Source organism: Pseudomonas sp. 1 R 17 (assembly GCF_900067035.1).
GTDB classification, from domain to species: Bacteria; Pseudomonadota; Gammaproteobacteria; order Pseudomonadales; family Pseudomonadaceae; genus Aquipseudomonas; species Aquipseudomonas marginalis.
This window is the reverse complement of sequence record NZ_FKLB01000020.1, coordinates 145,105-161,677: the sequence shown is the minus strand read 5'-3', so window position 1 is coordinate 161,677 and position 16,573 is coordinate 145,105. Positions and strand designations below refer to the sequence as shown.

Here is a 16,573-nt window from a genome sequence, read left to right as displayed (position 1 = left end):
ATGAGCAAGGCGGGCGCGTTGAAAGTCTATGGGGCGCTGCTGCTGTTGCTGGCCGTGCAAATATTGTGCGTTCGCTATCAGCCCGGGTTCGGCGGCGTGATCATGCTCGCCGCCGCCGGCCAGTTCCTGCTGTTGTTGCTGTTCTATTCAGGGCTTTACCGGCACCGCGGCTGGGTACGCCTGTTTGGATGGGTGTACCTGCTGTGGTTGCTGGTACTGGTGGTGTTCATCCTGGGTGAGTCGGCGACGCGCTGAGCCGCACCGGCACCGATTTGGCGGCCGGCACCTTGCTGCGTTCAGCATGGTGCCAGAGTGGCACCAGCGGGTTGCATTCGGGGTAATACGCGGCGGCGCAGCCTTCGGGAATGTCGTAGGCGATGATTTCGAATGGCCCGACCTGGCGCTTGACCTCCGGTTCGATGGCAGTGGTCAACATTACCTGCGCGCCGGGCGTGAAGCCCAGGCGCACGATGTCGTTGCAGTGCATGAAAATCACCTCGCGCGTGCCGCTGACCCCGCGAAAGCGATCGTCATAACCGTAAATGGTGGTGTTGAACTGATCATTGCTGCGCAGCGTCATCAGTTGCAGGACATCCCGTGCCGGTTGTGCAAGGTTCACGTCGTCATCTTCGGCCAGGGTCACGGGCTTGACGAACTGCGCCTTGCCGCTCGGGGTCAGCCACTTGCGCTGCGCGGCGGCAATCGGGCGATGGAAGCCGCCAGGCTCGGTCATACGGCTTTCCATGTCGTGAAATATCTGCGGGTAGATCTGCCCGATGGCCGTGCGGACCTTGGCGTAGTCGGTGCTCCAGGCCTGCCAATCGATGTTGCAGGGGTGGGAGAGGGTGGCCATGGCCAGGCCGGCGACGATGCTGGCTTCGGCGCGCACATGAGGGCCGACCGGCTCGCTGCTGCCACGCCAGCTGTGGATGCAGCCGGTACTGTCTTCTGTGGTGTAGGTTTGCGCCACGCCATTTTGCCGGTTTATTTCGATGCGACCCAGGCATGGCAGCAGCCACTGGTGACGCGCTGGCAGCAAGTGCGTGCGGTTGAGTTTGGTGGCGACCTGCACGTTCAGGTGCAACCCTTGCCAGGCGGGCTCCATGCGCGAGGTGTCCGGAATTGCCCGTAGAAAGTTGCCCCCCAGGCCGACAAAACCGCGCACCTGGCCGCTGAGAATCCCTTCGCACGCATCCACCGTGCACATGCCCATTTTCTCCGGCACCTTGAAGCCGAAGTGCTGTTCGATCAACTCCGTCGGTACTTTTTTCGGGTCTTCGGTAATGCCCACCGTGCGCTGCCCTTGCACGTTGGAGTGGCCGCGTACCGGACAGATCCCGGCACCGGCCTTGCCGATATTGCCGCGCAGCAGCATCAGGTTGATCAGCATCTGCACGTTGGCCACGCCGTGTCGATGCTGGGTCAACCCCATGCCGTAGACGAACATCACGCGTTGGCTGTGGGCATACACGGTCGCGGCGGCTTCCAGTGCGCCGCGCGTCAGCCCGCTCTGGTGCTCCAACTGTGGCCAGGCACAGCCACGGACATAGGTGGTGAAGGTTTCGAAGCCGTCGGTGTGGCTGGCGATGAAGTCGTAATCGAGTACCGCCGGGCTGCCTTGCTCGGTGGCGAGGTCATCCATTTCCAGCAACGCCTTGGCGATGCCGGTAATCGCTGCCGTGTCACCGCCAATTGCTACCTGATGGTACTGGGTGCTGATCAAGGTCGAGTCGGGCGTAAGCATTTCCGTGGGGGATTGCGGGTTGACGAAACGCTCCAGGCCGCGCTCGCGCAGGGGGTTGAACGTGATGATAGGCACATCGCGTCGACGCACGTCTTGCAGTTGATGCAGCATGCGCGGGCTATTGCTGCCAACGTTCTGGCCAAAGAAAAACAGGCAATCGGTGTGCTCGAAGTCTGCCAGGGTCACGGTGCCTACCGGTACGCCGATGCTTTCCTGCAACCCTACCGAGGTACTCTCGTGGCACATGTTGGAGCTGTCGGGCAGGTTGTTGGTGCCGTAGGCGCGCGCGAACAACTGGTACATAAACGAGGTTTCCAGCGACGCCCGCCCGGAGGCATAGAACACCACGCTGTCGGGGTCCATGGCCTTGAGTTGGGCGCCGATTTCACGGTAGGCCTCTTCCCAGGAAGTTTCCCGGTAATGATCAGTGTCGGGGTCGTAGCGTAGCGGGTGGGTCAGGCGGCCATGCTGCTCCAGCGCATAGTCGGGCCAGGCACGCAGGTCGCTGAGGCTGTGCTCGGCAAAGAACGCCGGGTCTGTCTTGAGGGACGTCAGTTCCCAGGCGGTGGCCTTGGCGCCGTTCTCACAGAACTCCAGCGCATGGGGATGGCCGGGCTTGGCCCAGGCGCAACTGACGCAGGCAAACCCGTCGGGCTTGTTCTGTTTGAACAGCGCGGCGGGCGCCTTGGCCAGCGCTTGTTCGCGCCACAGGATCTGCATCACCGACTTGGCCGAACCCCAACCGCCGCAGGCGTTGGTATAGGGCTGGAAATGGCTTTTGGGGTAGATAAGCATCAGGCACTCCCGGGTCTTGGCTGAATACAGTTGGGACGGGCCGGTAGACGCAAAGGTTCGAGTGGATTCGTGGGTGGAAGCTGCCGTTTGTCAGTGTTGCTCGACATCAAGTGAACCCCTGGACATCGACGGTCCTCCACACCCCTGTGTGCTTTGAACAGACAACGAGGTGCGTAACATGAAAGCAATCAGGATTGAGCAGTTTGGCGGCCCCGAGGTCATGCGGTTTTGTGACGTCGAGGTGCCGGAGCCTCTGGCAGGCGAGGTGCTGGTCAAGAATTTTTTCGTGGGCATCAACCCTGTGGACTACAAGATTCGTGAAGGCCAATACCCGGAGGTCAAGCAGGACAAACTCCCGCTGACCCTCGGCCGTGAAGTCGCCGGCCTGGTAGAAAAAGTCGGGCAGGGCGTCAGCGATTTCAAGAAGGGCGATCGGGTGTTTGCGATGATTGGCGCCGACGGTGGCTATGCCGAGTATTCGCGGGTACCGGCGGTGCATCTGGCGCGTATTCCTCATGCGTTGGATTGGCCGGTCGCGGCTGGCGTACCGTTGGCGGGCCATACCGCTTGGCAGGCCCTGGTGGAGCACGGACAGATCGAGCAGGGGCAGAAGGTCCTGATCCATGGCGGGACCGGCGGAGTGGGCCACTTGGCCGTGCAGTTTGCCAAGGTCAAGGGTGCCGAGGTATACGCCACCGCGTCCACGGACAGCCTGCCGTTCTTGCGCGAGCTGGGGGCAGACCGCGCGATCGACTACAAGACCGAGCGTTTTGAGGACATTTGCAAGGAGTTTGACCTGGTGATTGATTTGATCGGCGGCGACACCCAGGCGCGTTCGTGGCAAGTGCTGGGGGAGGGGGGCCGACTGGTGTCGACCTTGACGATGCCCGACGCCAGCCATCCGCAGGCAGCCGGCAAGACCGGCGCACGGTTTACCGCGGCGCCACGTGGCGAGGAGCTGACAGAGATCGCCGGATTGATCGAGGCCGGTAATGTGCAGGTCTACATCGCCAAGGTTTTCGAGTTGGAGGCCGCGGTGCAGGCGCTGGATTATCTGGCCAATGAGCATGTACATGGCAAGGTCGTGCTGCATATCAGTGATTGAGGAGGCGTCATGAACCAACCATCCAAACCCCACACCTCGGGGCATGCCGGGCAAAAGGTGCGTCCCGATACGGCAAAGCGTAACGACAAGTCGGAGAACCCGACAGTCAACCGCCCCTGGGAGGCGGACGTCGATCAAGGCGGCGTCGCCCCTGGCGGGCCTTCAAAAGACCCTGAGTCAGGGGCGTGATACCTGGCCGGGCGTCAGCCCTGTTTTCGACAGGGCTGTCAGCTACCTTCGCTTGGCGCGGTGAATGCGCATCCACTCTTGGTAAGCGGCGGTGCGGTGCGCATCTGCAGCTTTCTTCGCTTCGATGAAGCGCGCCCATGTCTGCGCGTCGCCGCTGTAGGACTCGATGATTTTGTACGCTTGCGCATCCAGTCGATCGGCTTCGAAAAACATCTCGTTATTTCGCGCGACCTCATCATCGCGTGCTTGTCTCATCGTATAACCAAGCGTCTGGCTGTTCATCATGCGAGACCCTCCGCCCACTGTACCTGCGTCGCGGCGCTCCAGCTTACATGGGTAATGCCGTATTTTTCCGCCATGGGTTTAGAGACGCGCTTGAGGGTGTGTTGGCCAAATTTGGGTATGACGGCGACACCTGCATCGCAGCTGGCCCAATGCCAAGCCTCGGCATTGTTCATTTGCGACGCGCGCACGATGAAGGACTTCGGTTCACCGTGAAGCTGATACTCGATGGTAAATAGATTGTTATCTTTCATGAGACCTCCTTATGCTCATGAGTTACAGATATTTGACGTCAAAAAAAATTCAAAAAAATTGTCCGACAATTCGATGGATGAGCTCCGGCGCTTATCACACCTCAATCATCTACGGTAAACGTGACCCAGCCGGGCGCATCCGTGGGCCGATCTATATCGACGATGACGCCACTCACGGTGGAACCATCGGGTAAATGGACTGCGACAAAGTTAGGATTACCCGGCCAATCCAGTGGCTTGTCGAAGTCCAAACGCGCAATCGTTGGTTTTCCACTGCTGCTCAAATGGATCTCGGCTGACTCATTCAAACATTCATCCGATGGTGTGCCCAAATGACGAGAGGCAGTCATTACGCTCGCGTTACCTTGGAAGTTGTAAGACATGCTGATTTACCTCATTTAAACGGGGCGGCTGCCCCCCAATTTCAGTTATGCGGCTTGTTGTTTGTTGAATGCTTGCGCGCAATGACCACACCGCCGAGTAACAGCGCTGCGCTTGCTGCAACCAACCAATACGGTGTACGGCGTGTTTGCCGCCACCCGCCTTCAATGCGGCGCTCACCGCTGGCGGGTCCAAACAGGTTGCCCGACGAAGTCGCTGAGTGGGGTGCCCGTTGCAGGGCGGTGCGGGTGAGCCAGCCGGATACCTGGGGAAAGGCGGGCAGCAAAAAATGCGCGACTCGAGCGATGGTTGCGGCGGTACCGACAGTGGTGCTGTTCCTCGGTTGCAGCGCGCAAGCGACCATCGCCCGCGCCACCTGACGCGGATCATAGACCGGTGGCGGCGGCGTCAATGCATGGCCGGTAAAATTTGCGCCATCGCGAAAGCCCGGTGTATCCATCACGGCGGGATAGATGTCGCACACATGAATATTCGGGTAGCCGACCAATTCGCCGCGCAGTGCTTCGGTCAAGCCACGCAGACCGTATTTACTGGCTGAATACGCGGCGGCAAAAGGCTGGGCGACCCAGCTTCCCAGCGAGAGTGTATTGATCAGAATCCCGCTTTTCTGGGCTTTGAAATAGGGCCACGCCACGTGGGCGCCACGCAGGTAACCGAGCAGGTCTGTTTGCAGTACTTGTTCGTGTGCTTCCAAAGGCGTGTTTTCGAAGCTTCCGACGGCCCCTACACCGGCGTTATTGATCCAGATATCGATGCGGCCATTTCCGAAGGCTGCAGCCTTTTCCGCCAGCGCGCGCATTTGGTCGCCATGTGTCACATCGGTCTTAACGGCGATCGCCTGCGCGCCGCGTACAGCACATTCCTCGACCACTTCTGCCAGCGCCTTTTCATCACGAGCCGCCAAGACTAACCGGGTACTTTGTTCTGCAAATGCGTGAGCAGCAGCACGACCTATGCCGCTTGAGGCGCCGGTGATCACCACCGTTTTGCCGTGTAACTGGCCATTGTTTTTTCCCATTACAGGCGCGCGTGCAGGCAAATCCTCGGGCACATGAACAGGTATCGGATGGAGTTTCAAACGGGCACCGTCGGCCAGCACGAGGGTAAGGTTTTCAATCGTGCCAGCGACACGGTCGGGGAATACCGGGTCGCCTAAGGCGTCGAGCTCGTCGTAAATAAATGTCTGGCCCTCAAGCCACCCGACAGCCGTCAAGAGTTCGGGACCCAGGTAATATTTTCCATCCAGGAAAAAACCGCAAAAGCTCCTTGTTCGCTCCAGGCTCTCCACTGCGTATCGTTCGCCAGGATTCATTCCGGTTGCTGAATCAATCATCATGACATCCTCCTATCGCTGGTCTTGCGATAGAGAAGGGCCAGCAAATGATCGTTCAATCCAAATGACTGAGTGGTGCCTTCAGTGCTGATGGGCCGTTACAGTCGGATCGGTGATCTGAATAACGGTGCCCTGTTGCCATGCGTCCGCACCCGGTGCGATGGGTGGCGCAACTATATCGATGCGTGTCTTCTTCTTTTCGGTGCTGTCGATACCCATCCGCTTATCTCGCTCGGCGACCATCCGAGGGTCGGCCTGGCCCTCGGTGGTAAACCCCATCATCAGTTGCGGCGCGCCCAGCGGCAGGCGTTTGTTGAGATCGGTATGCCAGGTATGCCAAGTCTTACCGTAGGTATGTACCAGTTTTTCCATCAACGCGTGCTCAGCCACTTCGGGGATTCCCGGCGCGACCAGTTGTCCTGATTTCACTTCATGCACATGGCTGTGCCAAAGCGCCTTTTCAGGGGTAGGCAGTGTGGTGAATAACTGCTCGCTGATGATGTATTCCACGCCCATCAACTTTGCATCCTTGCGATTGCCGTCGTAGATCACGCATTGAATCACCTCTTCATTGAGAATCGCGCAGTAGTGATGCGCTTCCATCTGCACCTCAGGATGGCCGTTATAAAAGTGAAAACCGTCCAGATAGGCGTTCAATGCATCAACAGGCGGACGAGATTGGAGCAGGGCTGCCCCGGCTTCCAGGGTTCGGGTAGATGGAGCAGTGGGTTTACCGGGTGCCCCCACGTTCGAGGGAGAATCATTGCCAGCGCAGGCGCTTAACAGGGTAAAGGTTGCCGCCAAGGAGCATGACCTGGCCATTCTGGCTGTTTTGGTAATCATTGTCGTAGGTTCCATCCTCTTGCCTTCTCTCAAGCGAAATTTGGGAAAGTCAGGTTCAACTCTGTAGACGTTGGAAAGCCTGACGCCGTGCACGTTCAAAACACTTTCGCTTGAACATTGATTGATTTGAAAGGTCGTTTTTTGGAACAGGGTAATAGCGCAATCGCTCGCGCGCAGGAGCACTTATCATGTTTGTCGCCGCTTCTATCGTGGAGTACCTCAAACGCAATCGACTGGTTATTACGACGGCCGAATCTTGTACCGCGGGAAAAATTATCACTTTGCTTTCGGAGGTCGACGGAGGTGGGTCATGTATTGAGAGTGGTTATGTCGTCTATTCGTCAGAAGCGAAACAGCGGCTATTAAAAGTACGCGCATACACCATAAATACCTTTAATCTCACGAGTTGTGAGGTTGCTCGGGAGATGGTTCTCGGGGCACTGGACGACAGTCCGGCAAATGTAGCCATCGCGACCACGGGCATACTGGGTCCGGATGTGATCGATGGGATACCTCCTGGAACTGTTTGTTTTGCCTGGGCCTATCGAATAGGGCGGAGTCTGAGCGTGTTCAGTCGAAAGGAACGGTTCATGGGCTCGCGCCAAGAGGTCCAATTGGCGGCATCCCTCCATGCCCTGAAATCATTGCCGCATTTTCACCAGCTAGCGATGGCGGGTGAGGGCGCTTAGCGATCTCTGACCCACAGCCTGCGAAAGGCACCTTGATCGCCCGTTACTGGCCCCTCATCAGGAAATGGTAGCTGTTCGATATTCCTCAACTGTGCCGGGGTGGGCGCCTCGCGGCAAATATCCCCATGCTGGCCTGGCGGATAGGCGCCTACTACGAGAAAGTCTTTACTGGCGCTCAGGCTGCAATGCCCGGTGCCTGCCGGCAACAGCAACACATCGCCTGTACTCACGTTCAGAACCTGACCGTGCTCGCCACCCAGCATCAGCTGAGCATCGCCGCTTGCGACACCCAGCACTTCGTGCCCTTGTGTATGGTAATGATGATAGCTGTAGATCCCATCACGCCACTGAGGGGGCCAACCTTGGCTGGCGAACATTGCTTCAAAGAGTGCCGCAGGGTCGTCGAAGGGCTTGGGCAGTGCCTCTGAATAAAAAAGTACGGGCAGGTCCGGGTTATTGGGCACCGTATCACCGCGCTTAAACATAAGCGGTATTGGCGCAGCTGTACCATTCTCAAAGCCGTTCATATGGGATGCGCCATTTGAAATCTGGTTATTGAGCTGATTGCCACGTCCACTGCCCGCCGTCTTTCTCACAATCGATTTTGGCTTGCTTAAGGTCCTGTGCGGCATAGTGATAAGTCACCACCCCAGCGTTGCTGGGAAGCATCGCGCCTGCGTGGCCAGGAACTTTGGCGGTTGCATGAGGATTCGCAAGTGCCTCCTGTGTGAGTGTTGCCTTGCAACTGGCCGCATAGTCGCCGGCGCATTGAGCGATCTTGGTTTTTTTTGTGTTCATCATGTCCTTGTTTTCGTTGCTGCACGACCAATCGATAGCGTCGGAAGGCACGCCTTCGTACGTGTAGCAGGTGTGCTGTTCAACCACGGGTACCTGATCGCTCTGAGGGTGCGTGTAGACATCACACGCCGCAGCCAAGGCGTTTGAAAAGGTAAAGCACAACATCAAAAACATGGGTAGACGCAGGTTCATGATTGTCATCTCCACGCAGCGTTCACACTGTCGGATTCAATTGAATCGATTCATCCAGGAGCAAATACTTTTCTCCACAAAGAGTGGGAGAGGGCAACAGGAAATAAAGTTTAAACGCTGTGCATATCCCTCGACGAGTGGCGTGCAGCGCTATCCCTCGGCGTAACAACAACTGGCGCAATTTCCAACTTCTTCGCCATCACCACTAAGGTTGAGGGGCAACGTCCAGCAGCAGCTCTCCACTGGGCAGTTTTTCAGTGTGGTGCACCAGCCCACGGTAGGAGCCGCCCTCCCATTCGAAGGTAAGTGTGTGGGCATGTTGTAGCTGGCTAGGCCACGGCCGTGCGAGTTGCAGCTGAAATCCAGACGCTTTGCGCATTATGCGCGCCCTGCATTCGCTCGCGAGTGGATTCACTCCGAACAGCGTGTCCACTAGGTATTCAATTTTGATTGAATGCATCGTCGCTTCAGTAGAGTCCGGCATATGAATTCCTGTTTATTACCCTACAGATGAACGCCTGGAAGATTGTCTCGATATGACCATTTCTTCCAGTATTTCCCGTATGAGCCTATTGATTCCTGATTCCCCGTGATAGTGGGCGCGATTGATATTGGCGATGGTGAACTGATCAGCATCGTGCGCCGTCACGGTCACCGAAAGGCTGCCGTCGGGATTGAATGCACAGTTAACTGCGCAGTTAGGAAGTCGAGCGGAAAGGGCTGCTTCGACCTCCACTTTGGTTAGCGTGTCCATCAGTTCTCCGGATTAAAAATCCTAAACACGACAAGGCTAGTTCAGAATGCCGCGGCGTAAATACTGGCAGGATAATGGCGCTCCGAAACGTTCCTTTAGATGGAGCTGCTCTCGCTACGATAGATTCTTTAAACCTTCCTTATCAGGGCGGTGTCGATTGCTGGGCACACTTCGCGAGGTAAGGGAGAGAAGATGATAGGGATCGTGATACCTGCTCATAACGACGAACGCTATATCAGCCAATGCCTTGAGTCCGTACTCCTCGCGGTTGAACACCCGTCGCTAAAAGATCAGTTGGTCGAGATACTTGTCGTCTTGGATGACTGCTCAGATAGCACGGAGGCAATGGTCGCGGCGATGGGCGTACAGTCGATTGGTGTCTCCTTTCAAAACATGGGTAAGACGAGAGCTGTAGGTGCTGAGCAGTTACTGAAAGCTGGTGCACGGTGGCTTGCTTTCACGGATGCCGATACCGTTGTACCGCCCGATTGGCTAGCGCGTCAGATTGAGTTTGACGCTGACGCGGTGTGTGGAACAGTTGAGGTCGACAGCTGGAGAGAATACGGCGAGGCGGTTCGCACTCAATACCTGGCGTTGTACCCGTTCATCGAGAACCATCGCCATATCCATGGGGCCAATCTCGGCTTGAGTGCCGAGGCTTATCAGAACGCTGGTGGGTTCAAGCATTTGATGGCGCACGAGGATGTTCAACTGGTTGCAGACCTTGAGAGGATTGGAGCACGTATTGTCTGGACAGCCACCAGCCTCCCAATACCGACATGGGTGTCGAGCCGTCCATGAGTTCACACGCTGACCTCGGGTGGGGCGTGACCTTGTGGATCTGATTGATTGGGTGCAATGGCCCGCCATGATAGTGACTGTCATTTCAGCTTGGTATATCGGTTCTCAACAACCGCGCCGGCGCATGATTGCCTTTTGGGGGTTTATCCTCAGCAACGCGCTATGGGTTATCTGGGGATGGCACACAAATGCTTTCGGATTGATTGTGCTCGAGTGCATTTTGCTTGGCATGAATGTTCGTGGGTTCAGGAAAAATCAGCGCGGTCGCCAGGCCTCCGAATGAATCGCGCCTACTGATTCTGAAAGTTCTTTTTAAACCCACGTAGGTTCATCGAGCAAAGACAGATCTGCAGCACGATCAGTGCGTAGGCCTCCGCATAAGCCCCCCAAATGACCCATAGGACATTACTCAAAATAAAACAGAAGAACCCGGCCATTCTTCTCGCGGGGCGTTGAGACCCGATAAGCCACGCGGCGATCACTGTCACTGCCATGGCGGGCCACTGAACCCAATCCAGATAACTCAAGCCAACCTCTCAATCTCTATCGATAAAAAAGAGAGGGATACGAGGGCGAATAATTCAGATTTTTTGAGCGATTTTGAGAATGTACCGCTCGTCAGACATGCCTCGAATTTCTTGAACATACGATTTGCTCTCTCGGACAGATTAAACATGTGCTGACGAAAAATCCCTTTCGTCTTGCCTCTGGGAGAACGCAATGAAAGCCATCGTTTACAACGGCCCCCGTGACGTCAGTGTGCAAAATGTGCCGGATGCCAAAATAGAAAAACCTACGGACGTTCTGGTGCGGGTGACGGCCACCAATATCTGCGGATCTGATCTGCATATGTATGAAGGCCGAACCTCTTTCGAAACCGGCAGAGTCTTTGGCCATGAGAATCTGGGCGAGGTCGTTGAAGTAGGCGCCGGCGTAGATCGAGTCAAGGTAGGAGACCGCGTATGTCTGCCATTTAACATCGGCTGCGGTTTTTGCGAAAACTGTGAAAAAGGCCTGACCGGATTCTGCCTGACCGCTAACCCAGGTAGTGCGGGCGCGGCCTACGGATTTGCTGATATGGGGCCATATCAGGGCGGGCAGGCAGAGCTGCTACGGGTGCCGTATGCCGACTTCAATTGCCTGGTGCTGCCCGACGACGCGCAAGAGCGTGAAGAAGATTACGTCATGCTGTCGGATATCTTCCCAACGGGCTGGCATGCAACCGAGCTGGCGGGCCTCCTTCCTGGGGAGAGCATTGCCATCTATGGCGCCGGCCCGGTGGGTTTAATGGCCGCCCACTCAGCAATGATCAAGGGCGCCTCTCAGGTGTTCGTGGTCGACAATCATCCCGACCGTTTAAAGCTCGCCGCTCAGATGGGTGCTACGCCCATCAACTCGCTTGAGAAAGAGGCAGTGGCCCAAATCTTAAATCTGACTCACGGCAAAGGCACCGATCGAGGCTGTGAGTGTGTTGGTTATCAATGCTGCGACCGCCACGGTCATGAAGCCAATCACCTCACTATGAATAACCTTGTTGCCTCGACAAAAGCGACGGGGGGTATCGGAGTCGTTGGTGTGTTCGTACCTCAGGATCCCGGCGCTAAAAATGAACTCGCCAAAGAAGGCAAGATGGCCTTCGATTTCGGCGCTTTCTGGTTCAAGGGGCAGCAGATTCGAACTGGGCAGGCTAACGTCAAAGTCTACAACCGTCGCTTGGCCGAGCTCATCCATCATGGTCGCGCAAAACCTTCTCAGATTATTTCTCATCGCCTCAAGCTCGCCGAGGGCCCAAATGCCTATAAGCACTTCGACGCACGTGACGATGGCTGGACGAAGGTCGTACTCAAGCCAGCAGCATAAAATGAACAGCCAAATTCGCTAGTAGGTAAACGATCATGAAAAAGTTGAGTATGTGCTTGGGCTTTTGCAGCGTATTCATGCTTCATGGATGCTTTGACAGCGCCGATAATGCAACCAAAGACAACTCCAGCGGTACCAAGTCCTCTGTACAGATGCAGGAAGGAAAGTCGGACGACAGTAAGCGATAATTGATGGCCCAGGCCGTTATGAACCGCTGGGCCAAAACCCTTTGACGACAATAAAATGTTGGGTTGGATGCTCCACAAATGTAGGCAATGTGCTCAGCCACTAAGAGGATGCGATCATGCCGCGCGGGGATAAAGACAAGTACACCGATAACCAAAAACGCAAAGCGAAACATATCGAAGATAGCTACGAGGCTAAAGGGGTTCCCGAAGATGAAGCAGCACGTCGTGCTTGGGGAACAGTTAATAAACAGTCAGGTGGCGGCGAACTGAAGGGTGGGTCTGGGCAGAAAACCACCGAAGCAAAAAAGGCTAAAGCCCGAGAATCATCAGCCCGGCGAGCTGCAGCAACACGACAGGGTGCCCCGCGAACTGATCAGCGATTAGAGGATATGAGCAAAAATGAGCTTATGGAGCGAGCTCGTAAACACCGAATAGCCGGGCGTTCGACTATGCGTAAGATAGAACTGATCAAGGCGCTGAATGAGGTGAGTTAAGGACTCAACCGAAGTGACCACGTGGCATGAGCGGTGCGACCAATGAATTCACGCTGGCCGCTTCGGTGTAACGGCGCTGGCTGGCCAAGTTTACCCCTCAGGGGCCACCGGTCGTAGGATAGGTGCGCCTGCAATAAACAAAAAACCTCACGCTAAGCCCCTAACTGAGTAATAAAGGTCAATGAAGGTCCGAAAAAAACCTGGATAGGTTGAGTGAGTTCAGGAGGGCGGAAAATCCGACTGTTTTCAACAGAATCGTCCGAAAGCTGCAGCTCGCCACGTCACCTGTTTTCAGAGCTTCCGAAGAACATTTTGACTGGGCTCTAGGGCGGTATTTTTGCGCCGTTAGAGTTTTAGTTTGCCCCCACTTTTGCCCCCATTCGCAGGTGATGTGCTGATAATCGAGATGGGAGCCTCTGACTGCGCTCCAGTATGGCCATCGATGCATTTCAGTGAAGTGAGCGGTATCCGGCTGATTGCCCCGCACTAAGGCGAGCCCCTGAGTAAATTGCAGCAGGGCGTTACCGGGTTGCTTGGTTACCCTGTCGGACAGCAGTGCCGGAGCTGTCCTGCCGCCAGTGGCTATGCACGCCGTGGCAAAGATGACAGCCAAAACACGCATTCAGAACAAAGATCGCCCAGTATTCGTCCGACCCTAACGCAGAACTCTGGAGATAATAAAATCAGTTCCAAGAGTACGGAATTCACGTGCATAAGGTGCCAAGTTCATTTCAATGCCGGATCTGCGGGGTTAAGTTTCTTCCAGGCCTGCATCACCACCTGCGCCTTGGGCTCTTTGCCGTTCTCCAGGTAATACTGAATCAACGACAGCCGCGCATTGCGGTTATACGGTTGCAGCGTGAGCAGCTTTTCCAGTTGCTCACAGGCCTGATCCACCCGCCCACTGTCATGCAGCGCGACTGCCAGCACATAGCTGTACTGAGGATTCGCCGGCTCCAGGCGTACCGCTTCACGCAGATGCGGCATGGCTTTGGCCGTGTCCCCGGCCCGAATCAGCATCAGCCCTTGAGTGTGCTGCAACAGTGCCGCTTCTGGGTGCTGCTTGAGGTTGTCCGATATCAGCGTGCGCGCCTCCTGGGCACGTCCATTGGCCTCCAGCCATTGCGCCAGGGTCACCAGCGCCGGGAAGAAATCCGGGTCGCGCAGCAACGCCGCACGCAACTGTGCTTCAACCTTGTCGCCCCGATCACTGGCCTGATACAGCATTGCCAGATTGAGATTGGCTTCGGCCCGCTCAAGCAAACTCAACTGCACATTTTCGTATTCCACGATCGCCTTGTCCCAGGCCGGCCCCACGCCTTGTGCAGAGACACTCAACAGGTCTCGCGCGGCGATGATTCGAACCGCCAGCACCGGGTCCTGGAGCAGCGGCCCATACAGCGCAACCCGTTCAGCCGGGGGCAGGAACGCACTGATCGCCCGTACCGCGCTCTCACGCACTTGCGACGCCGGGTTGGCGAGGTCCCTGGTGGCCAGTTTCAGGGCTTGCTCACTTGGGTAGTTGGACAGTTCAGCCAGCAATGTCGCGCGCTGGATCGCCGGCAGGTTGTTGCGTGCCAACTGGTCATACAGCGCCTGCGCCGCGCCAGGCTGGCCACCGCGGATCAAGGCCATGCTCTCTTCGTAACGCGGTGCATGCTCGGCTACAGTGCTGTTCCAAAGCTTGAACTGTTCACTGACCTTATCGCCGGGCCGGGGGATGCTGAAGCTGTGGTCATGGCGAAAGTCGTTGCCCATGTAGAACTTGCCGGGCATATGGCAATCGACGCAGAACGAACCCGGCTCACCGACAGCGTGGCGAGTGTGTTCGGGGGAGTCGTAATTCTTGGCCTGCAGCCCGCGACCGTCCACTGTGGCCACAGCAGTTTTGCCCGCGGTGTTGTGGCATTGCAGGCACACGCCATTGCCCGGTGCCTTGAGTTCGGCGCTGTGGGGGTTGTGGCAGTCGCTGCAGCGCACGCCCTTGTCGGCCATTTTGCTTTGCGCGAACGAACCGTGTTCGAACACTTCATCCTTGATCTTGCCATCCAGTGCATACAGCTCGCGGGTCAGCACGCTGGGCAGGTAGTCGTCCATCAGGCGTTTGCCGACGGTATAGCCGTCACCCAACGGCGCACGGCGGGCGTGGCAGCGGGCGCAGGTTTCGATCTCGACCGTGGCGTCCTTGTCTTTCAGGTCCACGGCGAAACCTGCGTGCAGCAGGTCACCTTTTTTCGCCGCCCACGCCACATGGTTCGACGCCGGGCCATGGCACGCCTGGCAGCCGACGCCCAGGCTGTTCCATTGGCTGTTGAAGCTGTTCTTGGCCGCATCGAAATTGCGCTTGTAACCGGTGGTATGGCACTCCACGCACATGAAGTTGGCGTTTTGGCTGGGTTTGCTCCAGTGCAGCGGGTTCTTGAAGTTCACGCCCTGGCCGGGGTAGAGGTGAAACCAGCGGTTTTTTTGCGTGTCCCAGGCCACGCCCAGGGCCTGCAAGCGCCCGTCACCGACCTCAATCAGGTACTGCTGCAATGGTGCGATGCCGAAGGTATAGGCGACCTTGAAGTCTCCGGCCTTGCCATCGGCGCCAGGTGTGTTGACCCAGAACTCGTCGCCCCGGCGCGAGAATCGGGTGGTCTCGCCTTCGCTGCTGAAGGACACATCGTTGAAGTCAGCCGGTACAGTCTCCGGTGCGGCAGCCTGCATTGCCAGTTGGTGGTGCGAGCCTTGCCAGTCCTTGACCTGGGCCTGGTGGCAGCCTTGGCACTGCTGCTCATCGACCATTTTTGCAGGCGGCACCACCGCCACCGGTTTGACCACGGGCGCAGGTGCCGGCACCGGCAGCCTGGGCGTACTGGCCTGCAGGAAAAACCAGATCCCGGCCATGGCCAACAGCAAAAGAGCGATTACTACGGGATACAGGTAACGGCTGGACGAATCACGGCGAGGTACGGCTTTATTTTCAGGCTTGGGCATTACGACTTCCGATGTCCGATGCATTGACGCTCTGATGGCGCGCTTAAGCTCCGTGCAGCTTTGACGTTAGGCGCTTGCCTGTCAAATCCATGCTGTGAAATTCCCCGCAACGTGCAACGCCCGGCGGGTTATTTTTCCAGAGTTGGCTATACCTACAGCTCAGCGTTCCTTCGATGACAGCCAGGGAGTTCCACGATGAAGCTAGGACTAATGATCGGCACGGTGTGCATCGCCTCAATCGGGGTGGTGGGGTGTTCCAGCAAGGTTACGCAGCCGGACGAATACTCCGGTTTTCTCTCCGACTACAGCCACCTGCAGGAAGCCAAGTCGCCATCGGGTGCGGAAGTGATGCGTTGGGTGGACCCTAAACTGAACCTGAGCCGCTATACCTCGGTGTACATCGAACCCACCCAGTTCTACCCCAAGCCGCAAGCCACCACCAAGATTCCTGAAAGTACCTTGCATGGCATCAACAACTGCTACAACCAGGCGCTCAAGCGGGAACTGGAAAAGTCGCTGCCACTGGCCAACGGGCCTGGCCCGGGCGTGATTGTGGTGCGGGCGGCCATCACTGCGGTCAGCAGCAAGACCGAGAGCCTCAAGCCGTATGAGTACATTCCTGTCGCGCTGGTGGCCGCTGCGGTGAGCACCGGTACCGGGATTCGTGACCAGGAAACCACCCTGGGCACCGAAGCCCAATTCCTAGATGGCGACAGTGGCAAGGTGATCGCCCAGGTCGTGCGTAAAGGCACCGGCAAGCCGTTGGCAAATGACTCCCAGGTAATGAAAGCGGACGACGTGAAAAGCGTCATCGACGGCTGGGCATCGGACCTGCATCAGTCATATCTGAAGCTTAAAAAGCGCTAAGCCT

General features: G+C 56.9%; 20 protein-coding genes. 9 read left to right on the top strand and 11 right to left on the bottom strand.

Annotated elements, in window-relative coordinates:
• Window positions 1-255, top strand: coding sequence for a hypothetical protein (locus tag BFP99_RS05145; RefSeq protein ID WP_065946787.1), 255 nt, complete (start codon window positions 1-3; stop codon window positions 253-255).
• Here BFP99_RS05145 and BFP99_RS05140 read toward each other — a convergent pair.
• Window positions 227-2,539: an FdhF/YdeP family oxidoreductase gene (locus BFP99_RS05140; RefSeq protein ID WP_065946786.1), complete on the bottom strand. Its 2,313-nt coding sequence runs from the start codon at window positions 2,537-2,539 to the stop codon at window positions 227-229. The genes BFP99_RS05145 and BFP99_RS05140 overlap by 29 nt on opposite strands.
• A gap of 178 nt (window positions 2,540-2,717) precedes the next feature.
• Between BFP99_RS05140 and BFP99_RS05135 the strand changes: the two genes are divergently transcribed.
• Both BFP99_RS05135 and BFP99_RS32685 read left to right on the top strand, forming a co-directional pair.
• Window positions 2,718-3,644: an NADP-dependent oxidoreductase gene (locus tag BFP99_RS05135; RefSeq protein ID WP_065946785.1), complete on the top strand. Its 927-nt coding sequence runs from the start codon at window positions 2,718-2,720 to the stop codon at window positions 3,642-3,644.
• Window positions 3,645-3,653: 9 nt separating this feature from the next.
• A complete protein-coding gene (locus BFP99_RS32685) occupies window positions 3,654-3,833 on the top strand; it encodes a hypothetical protein (RefSeq protein WP_141690753.1) in 180 nt (59 codons plus the stop codon).
• A gap of 42 nt (window positions 3,834-3,875) precedes the next feature.
• On the opposite strand, the gene BFP99_RS05130 is transcribed toward BFP99_RS32685, so the two are convergent.
• The 5 genes from BFP99_RS05130 to BFP99_RS05115 all read right to left on the bottom strand — a co-directional run bounded on the left by BFP99_RS05130 (window position 3,876) and on the right by BFP99_RS05115 (window position 6,947).
• Complete coding sequence (locus BFP99_RS05130; RefSeq protein WP_065946822.1) at window positions 3,876-4,115, bottom strand: hypothetical protein; 240 nt, start codon at window positions 4,113-4,115, stop codon at window positions 3,876-3,878.
• Entirely contained in the window at window positions 4,115-4,369 is a 255-nt protein-coding gene (locus tag BFP99_RS05125) for a DUF6555 family protein (RefSeq protein ID WP_065946784.1), read from the bottom strand. Before BFP99_RS05125 ends, BFP99_RS05130 begins: the two co-directional genes overlap by 1 nt.
• 101 nt (window positions 4,370-4,470) lie before the next feature.
• Window positions 4,471-4,752: a hypothetical protein gene (locus tag BFP99_RS31730; RefSeq protein WP_074846711.1), complete on the bottom strand. Its 282-nt coding sequence runs from the start codon at window positions 4,750-4,752 to the stop codon at window positions 4,471-4,473.
• A 41-nt stretch (window positions 4,753-4,793) separates the two neighbouring features.
• Entirely contained in the window at window positions 4,794-6,104 is a 1,311-nt protein-coding gene (locus BFP99_RS05120) for an SDR family oxidoreductase (RefSeq protein WP_065946821.1), read from the bottom strand.
• Window positions 6,105-6,185: 81 nt separating this feature from the next.
• Window positions 6,186-6,947, bottom strand: a complete 762-nt coding sequence (locus BFP99_RS05115) for an OBAP family protein (RefSeq protein WP_065946783.1) — start codon at window positions 6,945-6,947, stop codon at window positions 6,186-6,188.
• 188 nt (window positions 6,948-7,135) lie between these two features.
• Here BFP99_RS05115 and BFP99_RS05110 point away from each other — a divergent pair, with 188 nt between their 5' ends.
• Complete coding sequence (locus tag BFP99_RS05110) at window positions 7,136-7,636, top strand: CinA family protein (RefSeq protein ID WP_065946782.1); 501 nt, start codon at window positions 7,136-7,138, stop codon at window positions 7,634-7,636.
• On the opposite strand, the gene BFP99_RS05105 is transcribed toward BFP99_RS05110, so the two are convergent.
• The 3 genes from BFP99_RS05105 to BFP99_RS31725 all read right to left on the bottom strand — a co-directional run bounded on the left by BFP99_RS05105 (window position 7,633) and on the right by BFP99_RS31725 (window position 9,380).
• On the bottom strand, window positions 7,633-8,163 hold the full coding sequence (locus tag BFP99_RS05105; RefSeq protein WP_065946781.1) for a cupin: 531 nt from the start codon (window positions 8,161-8,163) through the stop codon (window positions 7,633-7,635). The genes BFP99_RS05110 and BFP99_RS05105 overlap by 4 nt on opposite strands.
• 25 nt (window positions 8,164-8,188) lie before the next feature.
• Complete coding sequence (locus tag BFP99_RS05100; RefSeq protein ID WP_065946820.1) at window positions 8,189-8,626, bottom strand: hypothetical protein; 438 nt, start codon at window positions 8,624-8,626, stop codon at window positions 8,189-8,191.
• 499 nt (window positions 8,627-9,125) lie between these two features.
• Window positions 9,126-9,380 (bottom strand): hypothetical protein, encoded by a 255-nt coding sequence (locus tag BFP99_RS31725; protein ID WP_083221135.1) that lies wholly within the window; start codon window positions 9,378-9,380, stop codon window positions 9,126-9,128.
• 192 nt (window positions 9,381-9,572) lie between these two features.
• Between BFP99_RS31725 and BFP99_RS05090 the strand changes: the two genes are divergently transcribed.
• Window positions 9,573-10,181, top strand: a complete 609-nt coding sequence (locus BFP99_RS05090) for a glycosyltransferase (protein WP_065946779.1) — start codon at window positions 9,573-9,575, stop codon at window positions 10,179-10,181.
• A 34-nt stretch (window positions 10,182-10,215) separates the two neighbouring features.
• Window positions 10,216-10,464: a hypothetical protein gene (locus tag BFP99_RS05085; RefSeq protein WP_065946819.1), complete on the top strand. Its 249-nt coding sequence runs from the start codon at window positions 10,216-10,218 to the stop codon at window positions 10,462-10,464.
• A gap of 7 nt (window positions 10,465-10,471) precedes the next feature.
• Here BFP99_RS05085 and BFP99_RS33530 read toward each other — a convergent pair whose 3' ends face one another.
• Window positions 10,472-10,675, bottom strand: coding sequence for a hypothetical protein (locus BFP99_RS33530; RefSeq protein WP_045792439.1), 204 nt, complete (start codon window positions 10,673-10,675; stop codon window positions 10,472-10,474).
• A 226-nt stretch (window positions 10,676-10,901) separates the two neighbouring features.
• Here BFP99_RS33530 and BFP99_RS05075 point away from each other — a divergent pair, with 226 nt between their 5' ends.
• Together BFP99_RS05075 and BFP99_RS31720 are read left to right on the top strand one after the other, a co-directional pair.
• A complete protein-coding gene (locus tag BFP99_RS05075) occupies window positions 10,902-12,041 on the top strand; it encodes a glutathione-independent formaldehyde dehydrogenase (protein ID WP_065946778.1) in 1,140 nt (379 codons plus the stop codon).
• Window positions 12,042-12,345: 304 nt separating this feature from the next.
• Window positions 12,346-12,723, top strand: coding sequence for a termination factor Rho (locus tag BFP99_RS31720; RefSeq protein WP_074846721.1), 378 nt, complete (start codon window positions 12,346-12,348; stop codon window positions 12,721-12,723).
• Between the two features lie 726 nt (window positions 12,724-13,449).
• Here BFP99_RS31720 and BFP99_RS05070 read toward each other — a convergent pair.
• Window positions 13,450-15,702 (bottom strand): tetratricopeptide repeat protein, encoded by a 2,253-nt coding sequence (locus BFP99_RS05070; protein WP_065946777.1) that lies wholly within the window; start codon window positions 15,700-15,702, stop codon window positions 13,450-13,452.
• 195 nt (window positions 15,703-15,897) lie between these two features.
• On the opposite strand from BFP99_RS05070, the gene BFP99_RS05065 reads away from it, so the two are divergent.
• Window positions 15,898-16,569: a DUF3313 domain-containing protein gene (locus BFP99_RS05065; RefSeq protein ID WP_065946776.1), complete on the top strand. Its 672-nt coding sequence runs from the start codon at window positions 15,898-15,900 to the stop codon at window positions 16,567-16,569.
• Window positions 16,570-16,573: the final 4 nt, after the last annotated feature.

What these genes read in the sequence shown, in the direction of transcription:
- BFP99_RS05145 (WP_065946787.1), top strand. Translation starts at nt 1, where the DNA reads ATGAGCAAGGCGGGCGCGTTGAAAGTCTATGGGGCGCTGCTGCTGTTG.
- BFP99_RS05140 (WP_065946786.1), bottom strand. Translation starts at nt 2,539, where the DNA reads ATGCTTATCTACCCCAAAAGCCATTTCCAGCCCTATACCAACGCCTGC.
- BFP99_RS05135 (WP_065946785.1), top strand. Translation starts at nt 2,718, where the DNA reads ATGAAAGCAATCAGGATTGAGCAGTTTGGCGGCCCCGAGGTCATGCGG.
- BFP99_RS32685 (WP_141690753.1), top strand. Translation starts at nt 3,654, where the DNA reads ATGAACCAACCATCCAAACCCCACACCTCGGGGCATGCCGGGCAAAAG.
- BFP99_RS05130 (WP_065946822.1), bottom strand. Translation starts at nt 4,115, where the DNA reads ATGAACAGCCAGACGCTTGGTTATACGATGAGACAAGCACGCGATGAT.
- BFP99_RS05125 (WP_065946784.1), bottom strand. Translation starts at nt 4,369, where the DNA reads ATGAAAGATAACAATCTATTTACCATCGAGTATCAGCTTCACGGTGAA.
- BFP99_RS31730 (WP_074846711.1), bottom strand. Translation starts at nt 4,752, where the DNA reads ATGTCTTACAACTTCCAAGGTAACGCGAGCGTAATGACTGCCTCTCGT.
- BFP99_RS05120 (WP_065946821.1), bottom strand. Translation starts at nt 6,104, where the DNA reads ATGATTGATTCAGCAACCGGAATGAATCCTGGCGAACGATACGCAGTG.
- BFP99_RS05115 (WP_065946783.1), bottom strand. Translation starts at nt 6,947, where the DNA reads ATGATTACCAAAACAGCCAGAATGGCCAGGTCATGCTCCTTGGCGGCA.
- BFP99_RS05110 (WP_065946782.1), top strand. Translation starts at nt 7,136, where the DNA reads ATGTTTGTCGCCGCTTCTATCGTGGAGTACCTCAAACGCAATCGACTG.
- BFP99_RS05105 (WP_065946781.1), bottom strand. Translation starts at nt 8,163, where the DNA reads ATGAACGGCTTTGAGAATGGTACAGCTGCGCCAATACCGCTTATGTTT.
- BFP99_RS05100 (WP_065946820.1), bottom strand. Translation starts at nt 8,626, where the DNA reads ATGAACCTGCGTCTACCCATGTTTTTGATGTTGTGCTTTACCTTTTCA.
- BFP99_RS31725 (WP_083221135.1), bottom strand. Translation starts at nt 9,380, where the DNA reads ATGGACACGCTAACCAAAGTGGAGGTCGAAGCAGCCCTTTCCGCTCGA.
- BFP99_RS05090 (WP_065946779.1), top strand. Translation starts at nt 9,573, where the DNA reads ATGATAGGGATCGTGATACCTGCTCATAACGACGAACGCTATATCAGC.
- BFP99_RS33530 (WP_045792439.1), bottom strand. Translation starts at nt 10,675, where the DNA reads ATGGCAGTGACAGTGATCGCCGCGTGGCTTATCGGGTCTCAACGCCCC.
- BFP99_RS05075 (WP_065946778.1), top strand. Translation starts at nt 10,902, where the DNA reads ATGAAAGCCATCGTTTACAACGGCCCCCGTGACGTCAGTGTGCAAAAT.
- BFP99_RS31720 (WP_074846721.1), top strand. Translation starts at nt 12,346, where the DNA reads ATGCCGCGCGGGGATAAAGACAAGTACACCGATAACCAAAAACGCAAA.
- BFP99_RS05070 (WP_065946777.1), bottom strand. Translation starts at nt 15,702, where the DNA reads ATGCCCAAGCCTGAAAATAAAGCCGTACCTCGCCGTGATTCGTCCAGC.
- BFP99_RS05065 (WP_065946776.1), top strand. Translation starts at nt 15,898, where the DNA reads ATGAAGCTAGGACTAATGATCGGCACGGTGTGCATCGCCTCAATCGGG.